This is a genomic window from Portibacter marinus (assembly GCF_021533195.1).
Lineage (GTDB): Bacteria > Bacteroidota > Bacteroidia > Chitinophagales > Saprospiraceae > Portibacter > Portibacter marinus.
The window spans coordinates 287,371-301,330 of the sequence record NZ_JAJNKB010000003.1 but is presented as its reverse complement, the minus strand read 5'-3'; the positions used below and the strand labels follow the sequence as shown (position 1 = coordinate 301,330).

The window sequence follows — 13,960 nt, the reverse complement described above, 5'->3', positions numbered from 1 at the left end:
CATGGCAATGAAAAAGTACCAATCTGTAGAAGAATATCTAGCCGACCATTCAGGTCGACATCTTGAAATCATGCAACAAATTGTGGATCTAATTCTCGAAGAAGTGCCGAGTGCACGACCGGCCATTAGCTATGGCATGCCAGCATATAAGGAAGAAAAAGTCATTGCCGGATTCTATGCATATCAAAACCATGTGAGCTATTACCCTCACTCCGGCGCCATCATTGAGAAATTTAAAGTAGATTTGAAGGGATATCAAACTGGTAAGGGAACCTTGCAAATTGGCATACAACAGGATGTTCCCCATCATGTCATTCGCGAAATGATTCGCGAGAAAGTGAAGTTAAACAGTGACTAAATCACTGCATTTTTACTTCATATGCTGCAATGGTATTGTGAAAAAAAGTAGGAACGAGTAGAAGTTTTTCACTTTGGATGAAATCAATATCTGCAGCGCCTATCTCATCACCAGTTGTGTCCAGGATGACCGTGCTTGAACCTTGCGGGTCAATATAATGTACCAAGCCTTTCCAGCTGCTGACAAAATATCCTCCTTCTCCATCTGCCTCAATCCCGTCAGGTTGGGTTATATTTTCAGCCAAAGTGGTAAGCACATTGTCTGACAAAGACAAAGTGTTTACTTTTTCATCATCCCAGGTTCCAATGATAAGCTTTCCATCCTCATAAAAAACACCATTTGATTTGGCAAGACCATCATTGATCTCAGTCACATTCCCATCCTGTAATTTGAAAATTTTGCCGACATGAGAATCTGAAATATATACCGTACCATCAGGTGCAGTTGTAATATCATTAATGCCTGTAGCCCCTTCCACTTCATAGCGTTTATTGATTTCACCTTTATCTATGTCAATCTCTAAGAGCGTCGTCAAATCGGTTACATAGAGATAGTCACCAACTATTCCAAGCCCTTTTGGGGCATTCAAGCCTGTAATCCACCTGGCATCTACTACCTGACCGGACAAGGATAATTTCCCAATAGAACCTTTACCGTCTGCTTCCCAGGGACCATTTTCTATGTTAGAAACGAAAATGACATCTCTTTGATCGTCGTAAATGGCAGATTCTGCGGTAGTGAACACCGTATCCGTTTCCCATTTCTTCACTAAAGTCATTGTTTTCTGTTCATCACCTTTTTCTTCGGTGACATCAGATTTTGGTTCCGCACAGGCTGATAAAAAACAGATCATCAATAACAGTAGGGCATTGTGGAGGATGTTCATATCTTTATTTTTTACCAATTTAGTAATTAAACTCATGTGCATCAGGAAAAAAGACTGAATTATGAAGAGATTAAGCTATGATTTGATTTTAAATACGCTGCAAGACAAATTGGAGGAACGCCAATTCGAAAGAAGCAAGGCAACCAGTATTGCAGAGGTATTTGTTGAAAACAGCCTGGAGGGTGTATATTCTCATGGTATTAATCGATTTCCCAGATTCATATCAGATGTGGACCAATCCAGGGTTGATCCAGCAGCTACGCCGGACATCAAGTCAAAATTTAAAGCCATTCAACAATGGGATGGGATGAAAGGTCCGGGCATCACCAATGCCATTTTAGCAACAGAATCTGCGATGCGTTTAAGCAATCATTATGGGTTAGGCTGCGTGTCTATGTCAAACACCAATCATTGGATGCGTGGAGGCACTTACGGACGGTTAGCGGCGGCAAATGACTGTATTTTCATTGGTTGGACCAATACCATAGCAAATATGCCAGCCTGGGGTGCGGACGATAACAAGTTGGGAAATAATCCACTGGTCATTGCTGTTCCGGGAGATCCACCAATCGTACTGGACATGGCAATGTCTCAGTTTTCTTATGGAAAGATGGAAGATTTGGAAATGAAAGAACAGCATCTCCCCTTGCCCGGTGGATTCGATCAAGAAGGCATATTGACCACTGATCCCGGAGTCATATTGTCCACTGGTCTTCCAGTTCCTATGGGATACTGGAAAGGTGCTGGATTGTCTCTGGTTTTAGATATTTTGGCAGCGATTCTGTCCAATGGTCTCTCAACCCATGAGATTTCAAAACTTGAAGCAGAAACAGCGATTTCACAAGTTTTTATTTGCATAGACATGAGTAAAACTTCTCACTATGAATACATTGGTAAGAAGATACAAGCTATTCTAAATGATTACAAATCTTCGATACCCAAAAATGACCGTTCATCTATTATTTATCCTGGGGAGCGCACACCATTGATCAAAGGAGAAAACTTAAAACATGGAATTCCCGTTCTAGATACGATATGGGAAAAAATCTTAAACCTTTAATATGACTAATTCATTCTCGCCCGATACCATCGTTGCCCTTTCTACACCGCCTGGCCAGGGAGCTATCGGCGTAATACGGGTTTCAGGGCCCAGGGCCATCGAAATTGTAGATTATTTTTTCAAGGGAAGGAACCTGGAGAAAGTAGAAGGCAATACGGTTCACTATGGAAAAGTAGAAGATGAAAGCGGAAGAGTTATTGATGAATGTGTAGCAACGGTATTCAAAGCACCCAAGTCTTATACAAGAGAAGATGTAGTGGAGCTGAGCTGTCATGGATCACCTTATATTTTAGAACAGGTCATTCAACTTTGCTTAAGGGGAGGATGTAGATTGGCGGATCGAGGGGAATTTACTCTGAGGGCATTTCTAAATGGGCAAATGGATCTTTCGCAAGCGGAAGCTGTGGCTGATCTGATCGCTTCTGAGTCGGAGGCATCCCATGAGTTGGCCATTAAGCAGATGAGGGGAGGTTTTTCTCAGGAAATTCAGGAGTTGAGACAGGAGTTAATAGATTTTGCCGCGCTAATTGAATTGGAATTGGATTTCGGTGAGGAAGATGTAGAATTTGCAGATAGAGGTAAGCTGGAGGCACTTGTAGAGAAGATAAAGTCAGTAATTAAGCGATTACTGGACTCTTTTCATCTGGGAAATGTGTTGAAAAATGGTGTAGCAACAGTCATTGCAGGACGGCCCAATGCAGGAAAATCTACATTGTTGAATGCCTTGCTCAATGAAGAGCGCGCGATTGTATCAGAAATTGCCGGAACCACAAGGGATACGGTTGAGGAGTCACTAAATATTAATGGCATTCATTTTAGATTAATCGATACAGCGGGGATTCGAAAGGCACAGGATGAAATAGAGAGAATAGGGGTTGAGCGCACGATCGCGAAGATTGCGCAGTCCACCCTGGTCATCTATTTGTTTGATGTCACAGAAACAAAACCGGAAGATTTATGGTCCGATGTAGAGCGATTCCTGGAGGGGAGCAAGGTGTTGACTGCGAAGAGCAAGCAAATTTATGTGGCCAATAAAATGGATCTAAACCCTTACATCAAGCCGGAAGAGTACTATAAAGAAGGATTGATTAGCTCTGAAAATCTTATCACTGCATCTGCGAAAAATAAAATGAATATTGAGTATTTGAAGGAAAAGTTGCACCAGTTGGTGGTGGATGATCCTTCCTTGATGGATCAAACGATTGTCACGAATTCCCGACATTTTGAAGCATTGAATAATGCCTATGAGGCTCTCGATAGGGTTTTAAATGGATTACAGTCCGGGATGACCGGTGATTTTATTGCCATGGATATTCGACAAGCGCTACATCATCTGGGGCTGATTACTGGAGAGATCCATACGGATGACTTGTTGGATTCAATATTTACGAGGTTTTGTATTGGAAAGTGATACCATTGAAATTCAAAAAGTACTAATCGCCAATACCTACAGTGTATCGAACGAGTTGTCGAACTCATTCACCAACTCAACGAGATAATAACCGGCTCAGCGATCGATTACCGTAAATCCAACTAACCTCTGTTTTCTTTGTTTACAAGGACAGTGATATTGTATAATGAATCATTCTGAACATCATTTTATAGATATGAAAGCTTTGTATTTTTTCATTTGCGTCATGGTATTTTCCATGAATACTAACGGACAAGTGTCTTATACGCTAGATTCCTTACCTTCTAATGCCTTGACCATGCAACAGACGGAGACTAGAGCGGCAAAGGACTTTGGTAGTCAATACTACGATCCCAATACCAGAAAGCCATACACTGGAGTTCTTTACGGACTTTATGATCATGGGGAATTGATGACGGTTCAGCAATATGTGGATGGTATCGGAAATGGATATTGGATGCAATTCAATCCTGATGGAACGCTTGCTGAAAAAGGCACTTATAGGAATAACAAAGTGGAAGGTCCGGTCACCCAATTTTATGAGGATGGTTCTGTCAAGGCAGAAGGACAATATAGGCATTGGAAACTTCCAATTGGTTTATGGAGGTATTATGATCGTAACGGCCAGGTAGTGCATAGCATGACCTATACGCGATAAATGCCATAAGGCAATATCACTTTAACTTCTTCTGCCTGTACTCCTCCACTGCTGACTTCGTGGTATACCATACTCTTCCCTCTTTATAGGCATCTATTCTTCCTCGGCGTGCCAATAAACTCAGGTACTCTTGACCATATGACACTGATGGGTCTTCAGCAATGTCACCCGTTGGAAAATAGTCCTCGTAGTCTCCTGCAATGGCGGAAAGAGATAGATTCAACGAGCGTTCTGCTGCTAGAAACATCAATAGAAGCATTTTCGAATAATCGCCGTTGTTAGCTTGATTCAAAGCACAATAATACTTTCTTCGGTCTTTCGTCAGGATAAATGTGGGTGGGTAGCCGCCGCGCATTAGAATTAAATTCATGGCCAATCGTACCGTTCTCCCATTCCCGTCATTAAAGGGAGGGATCCAAACCAAGCGTTGATGAAAGATCGTGGCTAATGTGACCAAATCATGATTTTCGGGATTATCATTTGAATAATTAATCAATTCATCGAGCAAGTCTAATACCAATTGCGAATGAGAAGGAGTACAGTTTGCTCTAAAATAAAGTACTATGAAAAAGAGGTAAGTCATAGATTAAGTGCATGCGTCAGCTACATGTAGGGCTTGTCCTGGTGCGAACGAAGAGAGCAGCAGGATGAGCGAGCAGCGAAACCCGGAATACAGCGCCCGGACGCCCTGAATTTCTAAAAAGATGAATCATTAGCAATGATAAGTCCTTTAAAATGAAAAGGATGTGCTGCAAACTTATCTGGATTTGACCTTTTCTAGTTCTCCTATTTTTTCCCCCATTTTCACAGCAGTCTCAAAACCATTTCGCGTATTATCCAGTAGATCCTGGTCAATCATAAAATCCTGACTTGTGACCAGAAACAAAATGCTTGATCCTCCGAATGTGAAGTAACCCATCTCATCTCCCTTATGGACTGGATTTTCGGGCACATAAGTAGTGTGGATGGTCCCTACCATCGTTGCTCCCACAGGGGCAATCAGTATGTTGCCTTGATGTTCCGTTTGCAGCAAACAGTACGATCTCTTATTTTCTGTAAAGAATTTGCCAAAATTTTGTGTCAATGCAATTGGAGAAACCGAGTAATAAGTCCCTGAAATTTCTGTCATTTTAGATGGTGTTCCATCATAAGGAAAGTGAAATCTGTGGTAGTCATTAGGAGCAAGACGTAAGATCAGCATTGAAGCGTCCTTATATTCATTCGCCAATGCTTCATTTTTAAGGAAACTCTTCAAGGTAAAAGTTTGACCTTTGACATAAAAAGCATCTACATCTCTCACGCGCTTAAAAGCCAGTAACTTCCCATCCCCAGGCGAAACCAAACCTGACTCTATAGGTCTTGCACCTCCGCGTAACTTTCTAATGAAAAAATCGTTGAAAGAGGTAAAATCTTCCGCAGGTCTAAGAGATTCAGCCATGTCTATATTTTGCTGATCTACGAAAGATTTAATCTTTCCAACTGATTCAGGCCGATCCATTCTTCGACCATATAGAACAGAAACCCACTTCTTTATAGCAAGAGGTAAAATGGTGTTTTTACCAATCGGATGATGGTATAGAAACCTCATTAGTTTCTCTGCAGGCGGCTGTTCTATTTCAAATTGGCCTGTCTTTCTATTGATAAATTTAATTTCCAAAAAGTTCTAATCTGCTGCTTTCTAAATATCTTTAAATGTAGTTAGATTTTTCTTTCGAATCCAAAAATAGTCTCATACATCGTGTAATAAGACGGAGATCCGGATGTATAAGAGCACCTGACCAAACAATCTGGCTAAATAATATGTTTTATACCTACTTACACACTTTGCTATTATCTAACCGTAAATTCTTACTATGAAGTCCATACTATTTTCTCTCGTACTCCTATTATCTGTCTTGAAGCTAGATGCGCAGTCAGATACCATCGCTACAAATATGGGTGATGTCATCATGACGCCTGTATTACATGCCACCACGGTATTGGAATGGGATGGCAAAACGATTTACATGGATCCTTATGGCGGAGCAGAAAAATTTGAAGACTTCGAAGACGCTGATTTGATTTTCATCACACACGCCCATGGTGACCATTTAAATAAAGAAACTCTGGGAGGACTTAATCTGGATGCTACGACAGCAGTGGTTCCTCAATCCGTGGCCGATGAAATGGATGGATTAGATTTTCATGAGGTGATCATTTTAGAGAATGGGGCTGAGAAAGAGGTAGAAGGGATCAGAGTGAAAGTCGTTCCCATGTATAATTTGCCTAATGACGAAACGGCCCGGCATAAAAAGGGCTGGGGGAATGCTTACGTTTTAGACATGGGAGGAAAAACATTTTATTTTTCTGGAGATACAGAAGACATCCCGGAGATGAGAAATCTTGAGAACATTGACTTCGCATTCGTCTGTATGAACTTACCCTATACCATGACTGTAGATAAAGCAGCAGATGCTGTCATTGAATTTGGACCCAAAGTAGTTTATCCCTTCCATTTCAGAGGTAAAGACGGTTTTAGTGATGTAGAAAAATTTAAATCACTCGTCAATGAAGGTAATCCAAATGTAGAAGTCAGACTAAGGAATTGGTATCCCGAATAAGATAGATTTAACTTTTCGTTAATACCACCTGGAAGCTTAAAGTCGTAAATTGGAGTAAAATTTCGAATGATGAAACGAGTACTCGTAATTGCGGTCTATTTAATGCTAACCTTAATGGTCTCTGCTCAGGAAGAAAATAATCATGAAATTGAACGCCAGGCGATAGAGTCTGTGATCGTTCAATATTTTGATGGGTGGTTGACTGGGGATACTACTTTAGTTGGGTCTGCAATGCATAGCACTTGTAATCTGAAATTTGTCAGAGACGGAGAGATAGTGAGGAGAGACAGAGAAAATTATCTTTCGGGATTCAAGCCAAGACCAAGGTTGCCAAATGCAGAAGGTAGAATATTGGCTATCGATATAACGAGGACGGCTGCTTCAGCAAAAGTTGAATTAGAGACGGCAAGTCGATTGTTTACAGATTACTTTAACTTGCTTAAAGAAGATGATCGATGGTACATCACCGATAAGGTTTCTACAAGCATTTCAAAAGAATAAATTAGGCTATTAAATATGACATACTATACATCTAGCTTTTCCAAAAAAAAATCTACCTAGATTGTCAATTCATTTGGAATTTGCAAATAACCTCAGATCATCGCCTCCTTGATCCCCTTCGCCAAAGACCCAGGTCGATGACTACAGCAATGGCAATAATTATAATTCCTGTAGTGGATCCAGGTCCAACAGCCTTAACTGTGTAAGTATAGGCAATTAAGGTAACTGGCATAAAGAGAAATCCCAAAACGGGAAGCAAAATACTATCGTATACACCTGAAAAAAAGCTGGTCAAAAAGTATAGAATGAGGATGATTACTCTTGGAAAAAATAAAGCAAGAAGTGCTATAATCAATGGCATATGATTCAAGTTTATATGAATAATCTAATAATTTACCAAATGTTCGGGTGATCATAAAATATGTTCGATATTGTTAAGGATTATATCTATCAATAACAAATATCTGAGGTATAGGATTCACGTTTAAAAATGAGGAAAATCATACTATACATCGCGACCAGTTTAAATGGAAAAATCGCAAGGCAGAATGGTAGTGTAGATTGGCTGGACAAGATCAATCATCCTGAGGGGGAGGACTACGGTTATGCCCGATTTTACGATCGTATTGATACCACCGTTATGGGAAATAAGACTTATCAGCAAGTGCTCAGTTTTGGAGTGGCCTTTCCCTACAAAGACAAGTTGAATTTTGTTTTGACTCGAAACAAAAATCTGACTAAGGATCAGAATGTTTCTTTTATCTCCGAAGATGTGATCAGTTGGGCCCGAAGCCTGAAAGCCATGAAAGGCAAAGATATTTGGTTAATTGGAGGGGGTGAGCTAAACACCTTATTTTTGAACGCAGATTTGATCGATGAAATCATTAAACATATCATGCCCATCACGATTCCTGACGGCATAGATTTGTTTGCAGGCAAACCTCAAGAAAGATTGTTTACATTAAAATCTCAGAAAGCTTACCCTTCCGGTGTCGTAGAATTGAATTACAAATTGTGAATCCTAAAGAGTATCTATCTGATTTACATGCTTTACAATAAATGCAGCTTTTCAGTTAATTTCATGGGAATAAAACACTGAAAGCTCAGAAACCTGAACATTGACATTACAAATCAGTAAGTAAAGTAAAATCTTATGAATAAGCCAGATTTTTCCCAACTTAAAGCGGTATACGTTAATTGCACTTTGAAAAAGTCTCCCCGTAAAAGTCACACTGATAATCTGATTCAAGTTTCGAAATCGATCATGGACAAAGAGGGTGTTGAAACGGAACTTGTTAGATTTATTGATCATGAAATTGCCACTGGAGTATACCCCGATATGACGGAACAAGGTTATGATCAAGATGAGTGGCCGGAATTCTTTGAAAAAATCATAAACTCAGATATTTTAATCGTCGGAACACCGATCTGGTTGGGTGAAAAATCTTCTGAAGCACAGAAATTGATCGAGAGACTTTATGCAATGAGTGGTAAAACCAACGAGAAAGGTCAATACATCTATTATGGAAAGGTCGGTGGTTGCCTCATTACCGGAAATGAAGATGGCGTGAAGCATTGCGCCATGGGTATATTATACGCTCTGCAGCATATTGGCTACACCATACCTCCACAGGCTGATGCTGGATGGATTGGAGAAGTGGGCCCCGGACCAAGCTATGGGGACACTGAGTGGAAAGGAGAGAAAAAAGATCCGCCCGTAGGTTATGACAGCGACTTTACCAATAAAAATACCACATTCATGACCTATAATTTAATGCATTGTGCTTACATGTTGAAGGAAAGAAACGGATATAACGCCTATGGGAATTCACGGGAAAGATGGGATGATGGAACGCACTGGAGCTTTGAAAATCCGGAATATCGTTGACTAAAATCTTCGTCTGTCCTCTAATAGATTTCCACTTCTTACTGCTCTCATACGACGAAGTTCGGAAAAGTCATCCTGCTCACGTTCACGATATTCGAGGTATTCGATTTCATCTATAATTGGATCATTGAACCGATCAATCAAACCCGGGACTCTAAACAAGTCGATTAACCACCAAATACCTAGGCCTCCAAAGGTAATCCAGAATAAGATTTGTGTTCCCCATTTATTGACATAAGCATAGTGTGCGCCTACAAATAATAATAAAATATAGGCGATACCTACGTTTCTCAATTTGGACTCTAATCGAAGTTTACTCATTTACCTTTGTTCATTTTCTTCTCTTCAATCAACGACCAAACTTCATTCAGAAGTTCATTAAATGTCAAATTGTATGAATTTTTCGTCAGAAGACTTTCTATGTTGGATTAATCAGTCTATCAAATCTATGAAAACGAGATAAAAGTCATGTAGAAGCTTAGAGTCTAGCATGGCTTTTTAAAAGCTAATAATTCTTCAAAGGCTTTCTTCAGCTCTGAAAAGGTTTGGGTAGGAGAGACTTCTTTGTTTGGGAAATCTGCTGCAGATTTCTCTTCCCAACTTTTGAGTTCAAAAGCCTTGTGGAGTTGTTTAATCACCTTCCCATCTTGAATATAAAATCTGTTTTCTTCTATTCTGTCAATGGTTCCGGGTACATCAAAACCGTTTTCATCCTTGGTAAGCGGACCACCAAAACTCCAACCACCATCTATCTGGTAAACAAAATAAATATGACCCTGGTCCAAATAATAGATATGGGTTGATCCTGAATGATCTCCCATCATGGTTTCGTGCTTTACGGCGATTATTTCTCCGTCTTTTGCATAATGAATGATTTTCCCACTGATCGGATCTCCTTCACACTCGTATGGTTTTGCGGTACTATCTATTACTGCGCTTTCAAGCCATGAACGTGTTTTTTGGTATTTCATTTGGATTTGTTCGATTGGATCTTTGCTGGGTAAGTCAGTACTCGCTTTTGACATAGTAGTGTCCTCAATATTATTTTGCAGGGTAACATTTTCGCCTTTGTGCTTACAACTCGTTATTATAAAAACCACAAGTATGGCTATCCATAAGTGTTTCTTCATTTCTCAAAACTACTGAATTTATTCCGCGAGAAAACATATAAATTATCAATATTTGTATCTTGCTGATAACAAATAATTATACTTTGAAAGAATCTATTTCAATCATTGTACCTGTTTACAACGAAGAGGCCAATGTGCAACTGCTCCATCATGAAATTAAGACCATTTGTGAGCAGAATGAATATCAATATGAAATCATATTCATAGATGATAAATCTACGGATCAAACCCTCAGTGAACTGAAAAAACTGCATCCTGTCAAGATTCTGGCTTTCAGAAAGAATTTTGGACAAACCCAGGCCTTGGATGCCGGAATAAAGCAAGCCATTTATCCGATCATTGTAACCATGGACGGAGACGGCCAGAACGATCCGGCCGATATCCCCAAAATGATACAATATCTTAGAGAAAATGACCTGGATCTCGTTTCAGGATGGCGAAAAAACAGGAAGGACCCTGTCGGCAAAAAGATTGTTTCCAGAACTGCACACTTGATTAGAAGCACCATGATCAATGATGGGATTCATGATTCAGGTTGTGCTTTAAAAGTTTATAAAAAAGAGTGTTTCGAAGACTTATCCCTATACGGGGAGATGCATCGTTTTATACCGGCCCTCTTGAAGATTAAAGGCTTTACCATAGGTGAGATGGTTGTCAATCACAGACCCAGATTGCATGGCCAGTCCAAATATTCATGGCGTAGAGGGCTTAAGGGCTTTATAGATATGGTCTCCGTATGGTATTGGAAGAAGTTTGCAGTGCGTCCACTTCACCTCCTGGGGGGAATGGGTTTGATCATCATCATTTTTGGTTTCTTAAGTGGAGTGATTACGGTCTTTGAATTTGTTAAAGGACAGGACATGTCGGAGACCACCTGGCCATTGGTCACTTTATTTTCTTTCTTAATTGGTCTACAGATTTTCATTTCAGGTTTGTTGGCAGACATGCTGAATAAAACTTACTATGAAAACAGAGAGGAAGCTCCATACAGTGTTAAGGAAATTATCCAGAACGAGAAAAAGGCGGAAGTTGAGAATATTGGTTCTTAATTTTGAGTATCCTCCGATAGGCGGGGGTGCCAGTCCTGTGTGTCAGAAAATCTGCGAAAACCTGGCACAAAGAGGGCATGCGGTGGAGGTAGTCACCATGGGTTTTGAAGATCTGCCTAAAGAGGAAGTAAAGAATGATGTCCGAATCCATAGAGTCGATGTGGCAAGAAAGCAAGCCAGTATGAGCTATCCCATGGAACATTTGAGATTTCTCGCAAAAGCCAGGAGATTTTTAAAAAACTACCTCAAGCGTAAACATTTCGATGTGGTACATTGTCATTTCATTCTTTCAACGGGTATTCTGGCCAAATATGTGAAAAAGCAATTTGACATTCCGTACATCGTAACAGCTCATGGCAGTGATCTTCCCAATTATAATCCTGACCGCTTTCAGGCCATCCATTATGTCACTCCTCACTTCATCAGAGGGATCATTAAGAACAGCTTCGCCACCGGGGCTCCGTCGCACTTTCTGGGCCAATTGATCAAGCCTTACAGTACTGGTGAGAAAAGCCCTTTTATGATACCCAACGGTATAGATCTTCCAGACCAAAAGCAGCTAAATAAAGAGAAAATTATACTTTCTACGGGTCGCTTATTGAAAAGAAAAGGGTTCCACACATTGATAGAAGCTGTTAAAGACATGGAAACAGACTACAAAATCCATATTTGTGGTGACGGTCCTGAAATGGAGAGTTTAAAAAAGTTGGCAGAAGATGCCATTCCTACTATAAAATTTCATGGATGGCTGGACAATACTTCAAAGCAATATCAGGAACTGTTGCAAAAAGCCAGTATTTATTGCCTGGTTTCAGAATTTGAAAACGCCTCTATTAGTATATTGGAAGGGATGGCGCACGCTTGTGCAGTGATCACTGGGAATCAAAGTGGAACGGCTGAAATGGTTGGAGAAACAGGAGTTTTGACCACTCCTTATGATGTTGATCAACTTAAGAATGCGCTTGAACAATTGATTGAAAATGATGACAGAAGACATAAACTCGGTGAAAAAGCAAGACAAAAAGTTAACGATAACTATACCTGGGATGTGATTACTGATCAATACGAAGCGCTTTTAACTCAGGCCTACCACTCCCGTCAGTCATGTTAAAGAATGTCAATAGAGATGCATTGGAGTCACTGGTTATAAGAGTGCCGGTCATTCTTTTTTCATTTCTCTACTCCATTTTTATCATACGAATGCTAGGGCCCGAAGGAAATGGTCTCTATGCTTTCATGATGGCAGGGGTTTCTCTCAGTATTGTGGCAGCTGGATTTGACGCCAAGCGAAGTACACTCTTTCACCTGGCGAAATCGCAATTTGAATCGAGGAAGGTTTTAGGATTTGCAATTAAGGTGCATATCGCGAGTATTGTATTTGTTCTTTTGGTGCTGGTTTTTGCGTATCTGTTTAGAACTCGATTTACCTATTTGCTCATTCCTGAGGAGTATTTCACGATCTTTTACATGGTATTTTTCTTTTTGTCTTTTGTTTTTCAACACTTAACTGCACTTTGTCAGACCATTTTGCAATCCATCAAGGCCTTTAGATCGATCAATAAGTTTCTATTGATTTCTAATCTCATTCAGGTGGTGCTTTTTGGACTGGGATATTTGTATGTAGAAACAAGGCAAGACAGCATTTCTTTTCTGACTGGATTTTCACTCATCCTGATCGCTCAGGCTGTTACGTTTATGCTTTCATTCTATTATACCATTAAAAAGTACCAAGGTGGCTTGGCATTTGATGCTAACGATGTAAAGAAACCTTTTTTAGAATATGCGAGATTAGGGTATGTGAATCAAATCGGACATTTCCTGAATAAGCGATTGGATGTTTGGTTCGTAGAGATTTTCTCAGGTTTGACCAATCTGGGACTCTATGCCCTCGCCAGCCAGCTCACTAATTTCCTGCTGCTGGCAGCTGCTCCCATTGAAGAAGTGCTAAAACCATATCTGATCACTTTGGATAGAAAGCAGGGCAATGTTATGTTCTTGAGATATTTTAAACTGATCTTATACTTTATCCTTTTCCTGGCTTTCATTTTGTATTGGGTTGCTCCTTGGATTGTGACCGTACTTTTCGGTGAAGAATTTATAGGTGCGATTAGTGCGTTAAGAATACTGTGTCTGGGAGTGGTGCTTGTTAATGTTAAAAGGGTGCTACTCAATTACAATAGGTCTTACAATGATTTAAACTATAATATATGGGCCCAGTGGTTCGGTGTCTTGTGTACCATCATTTTTGGACTTCTGTTAATCCCTAAGTTTGGGATAATCGGTGCCGCCTGGACAAGTGTCATCGCCTATGGAAGCGCTGCTATAATTCTGGCTACCATCTTTCTGATTAAGCAGCAGATCAGTATTTGGAAGCTTTTCATTCCCACATCCAGTGAGATTGCAGATTTTAAAACATAAG

At 40.1% G+C, this 13,960-nt stretch carries 17 protein-coding genes; 11 read left to right on the top strand and 6 right to left on the bottom strand.

Annotation, left to right across the window (positions count from 1 at the left end; all coding sequences use genetic code 11):
* Window positions 1-7: 7 nt before the first annotated feature.
* A complete protein-coding gene (locus L2567_RS09030; RefSeq protein WP_235297435.1) occupies window positions 8-358 on the top strand; it encodes an iron chaperone in 351 nt (116 codons plus the stop codon).
* Between the two features lies 1 nt (window position 359).
* Here L2567_RS09030 and L2567_RS09025 read toward each other — a convergent pair whose 3' ends face one another.
* Complete coding sequence (locus L2567_RS09025; protein ID WP_235297434.1) at window positions 360-1,244, bottom strand: SMP-30/gluconolactonase/LRE family protein; 885 nt, start codon at window positions 1,242-1,244, stop codon at window positions 360-362.
* A gap of 61 nt (window positions 1,245-1,305) precedes the next feature.
* Here L2567_RS09025 and yiaK point away from each other — a divergent pair, with 61 nt between their 5' ends.
* From yiaK to L2567_RS09010, 3 genes are all read left to right on the top strand, one after another.
* Window positions 1,306-2,304 (top strand): 3-dehydro-L-gulonate 2-dehydrogenase, encoded by a 999-nt coding sequence (gene yiaK / locus L2567_RS09020; RefSeq protein ID WP_235297433.1) that lies wholly within the window; start codon window positions 1,306-1,308, stop codon window positions 2,302-2,304.
* Between the two features lies 1 nt (window position 2,305).
* Window positions 2,306-3,715 carry a tRNA uridine-5-carboxymethylaminomethyl(34) synthesis GTPase MnmE gene (gene mnmE / locus L2567_RS09015; protein ID WP_235297432.1) on the top strand — a complete coding sequence of 470 codons (1,410 nt, stop codon included), beginning with the start codon at window positions 2,306-2,308 and terminating at the stop codon, window positions 3,713-3,715.
* Window positions 3,716-3,911: 196 nt separating this feature from the next.
* Window positions 3,912-4,373: a toxin-antitoxin system YwqK family antitoxin gene (locus tag L2567_RS09010; protein WP_235297431.1), complete on the top strand. Its 462-nt coding sequence runs from the start codon at window positions 3,912-3,914 to the stop codon at window positions 4,371-4,373.
* 16 nt (window positions 4,374-4,389) lie between these two features.
* Here the strand turns inward: L2567_RS09010 and L2567_RS09005 are convergent, their stop codons facing one another.
* Both L2567_RS09005 and asd read right to left on the bottom strand, forming a co-directional pair.
* On the bottom strand, window positions 4,390-4,956 hold the full coding sequence (locus L2567_RS09005) for a Fic family protein (RefSeq protein ID WP_235297430.1): 567 nt from the start codon (window positions 4,954-4,956) through the stop codon (window positions 4,390-4,392).
* Window positions 4,957-5,130: 174 nt separating this feature from the next.
* Window positions 5,131-6,030, bottom strand: coding sequence for an archaetidylserine decarboxylase (gene asd / locus L2567_RS09000; protein ID WP_235297429.1), 900 nt, complete (start codon window positions 6,028-6,030; stop codon window positions 5,131-5,133).
* A gap of 196 nt (window positions 6,031-6,226) precedes the next feature.
* Between asd and L2567_RS08995 the strand changes: the two genes are divergently transcribed.
* Window positions 6,227-6,973: an MBL fold metallo-hydrolase gene (locus L2567_RS08995; protein ID WP_235297428.1), complete on the top strand. Its 747-nt coding sequence runs from the start codon at window positions 6,227-6,229 to the stop codon at window positions 6,971-6,973.
* 69 nt (window positions 6,974-7,042) lie between these two features.
* Window positions 7,043-7,474 carry a nuclear transport factor 2 family protein gene (locus tag L2567_RS08990; protein ID WP_235297427.1) on the top strand — a complete coding sequence of 144 codons (432 nt, stop codon included), beginning with the start codon at window positions 7,043-7,045 and terminating at the stop codon, window positions 7,472-7,474.
* A 97-nt stretch (window positions 7,475-7,571) separates the two neighbouring features.
* On the opposite strand, the gene L2567_RS08985 is transcribed toward L2567_RS08990, so the two are convergent.
* On the bottom strand, window positions 7,572-7,835 hold the full coding sequence (locus tag L2567_RS08985) for a hypothetical protein (RefSeq protein ID WP_235297426.1): 264 nt from the start codon (window positions 7,833-7,835) through the stop codon (window positions 7,572-7,574).
* Window positions 7,836-7,964: 129 nt separating this feature from the next.
* On the opposite strand from L2567_RS08985, the gene L2567_RS08980 reads away from it, so the two are divergent.
* Entirely contained in the window at window positions 7,965-8,492 is a 528-nt protein-coding gene (locus L2567_RS08980; RefSeq protein ID WP_235297425.1) for a dihydrofolate reductase family protein, read from the top strand.
* Between the two features lie 135 nt (window positions 8,493-8,627).
* Entirely contained in the window at window positions 8,628-9,362 is a 735-nt protein-coding gene (locus L2567_RS08975) for a flavodoxin family protein (protein WP_235297424.1), read from the top strand.
* On the opposite strand, the gene L2567_RS08970 is transcribed toward L2567_RS08975, so the two are convergent.
* Both L2567_RS08970 and L2567_RS08965 read right to left on the bottom strand, forming a co-directional pair.
* The gene (locus tag L2567_RS08970) at window positions 9,363-9,683 is read right to left on the bottom strand and encodes a TM2 domain-containing protein (protein ID WP_235297423.1); all 321 of its coding nucleotides are present in this window, start codon (window positions 9,681-9,683) and stop codon (window positions 9,363-9,365) included. It lies immediately after the preceding gene.
* 164 nt (window positions 9,684-9,847) lie between these two features.
* Window positions 9,848-10,492, bottom strand: a complete 645-nt coding sequence (locus tag L2567_RS08965) for a hypothetical protein (RefSeq protein WP_235297422.1) — start codon at window positions 10,490-10,492, stop codon at window positions 9,848-9,850.
* A gap of 83 nt (window positions 10,493-10,575) precedes the next feature.
* Here L2567_RS08965 and L2567_RS08960 point away from each other — a divergent pair, with 83 nt between their 5' ends.
* From L2567_RS08960 to L2567_RS08950, 3 genes are read left to right on the top strand one after another with little or no spacing between them, the layout of a single operon-like run.
* Window positions 10,576-11,541: a glycosyltransferase family 2 protein gene (locus tag L2567_RS08960; protein WP_235297421.1), complete on the top strand. Its 966-nt coding sequence runs from the start codon at window positions 10,576-10,578 to the stop codon at window positions 11,539-11,541.
* On the top strand, window positions 11,522-12,652 hold the full coding sequence (locus L2567_RS08955; RefSeq protein WP_235297420.1) for a glycosyltransferase family 4 protein: 1,131 nt from the start codon (window positions 11,522-11,524) through the stop codon (window positions 12,650-12,652). The genes L2567_RS08960 and L2567_RS08955 overlap by 20 nt, the downstream gene beginning before the upstream one ends.
* The gene (locus L2567_RS08950) at window positions 12,646-13,959 is read left to right on the top strand and encodes an oligosaccharide flippase family protein (protein ID WP_235297419.1); all 1,314 of its coding nucleotides are present in this window, start codon (window positions 12,646-12,648) and stop codon (window positions 13,957-13,959) included. The genes L2567_RS08955 and L2567_RS08950 overlap by 7 nt, the downstream gene beginning before the upstream one ends.
* Window position 13,960: the final 1 nt, after the last annotated feature.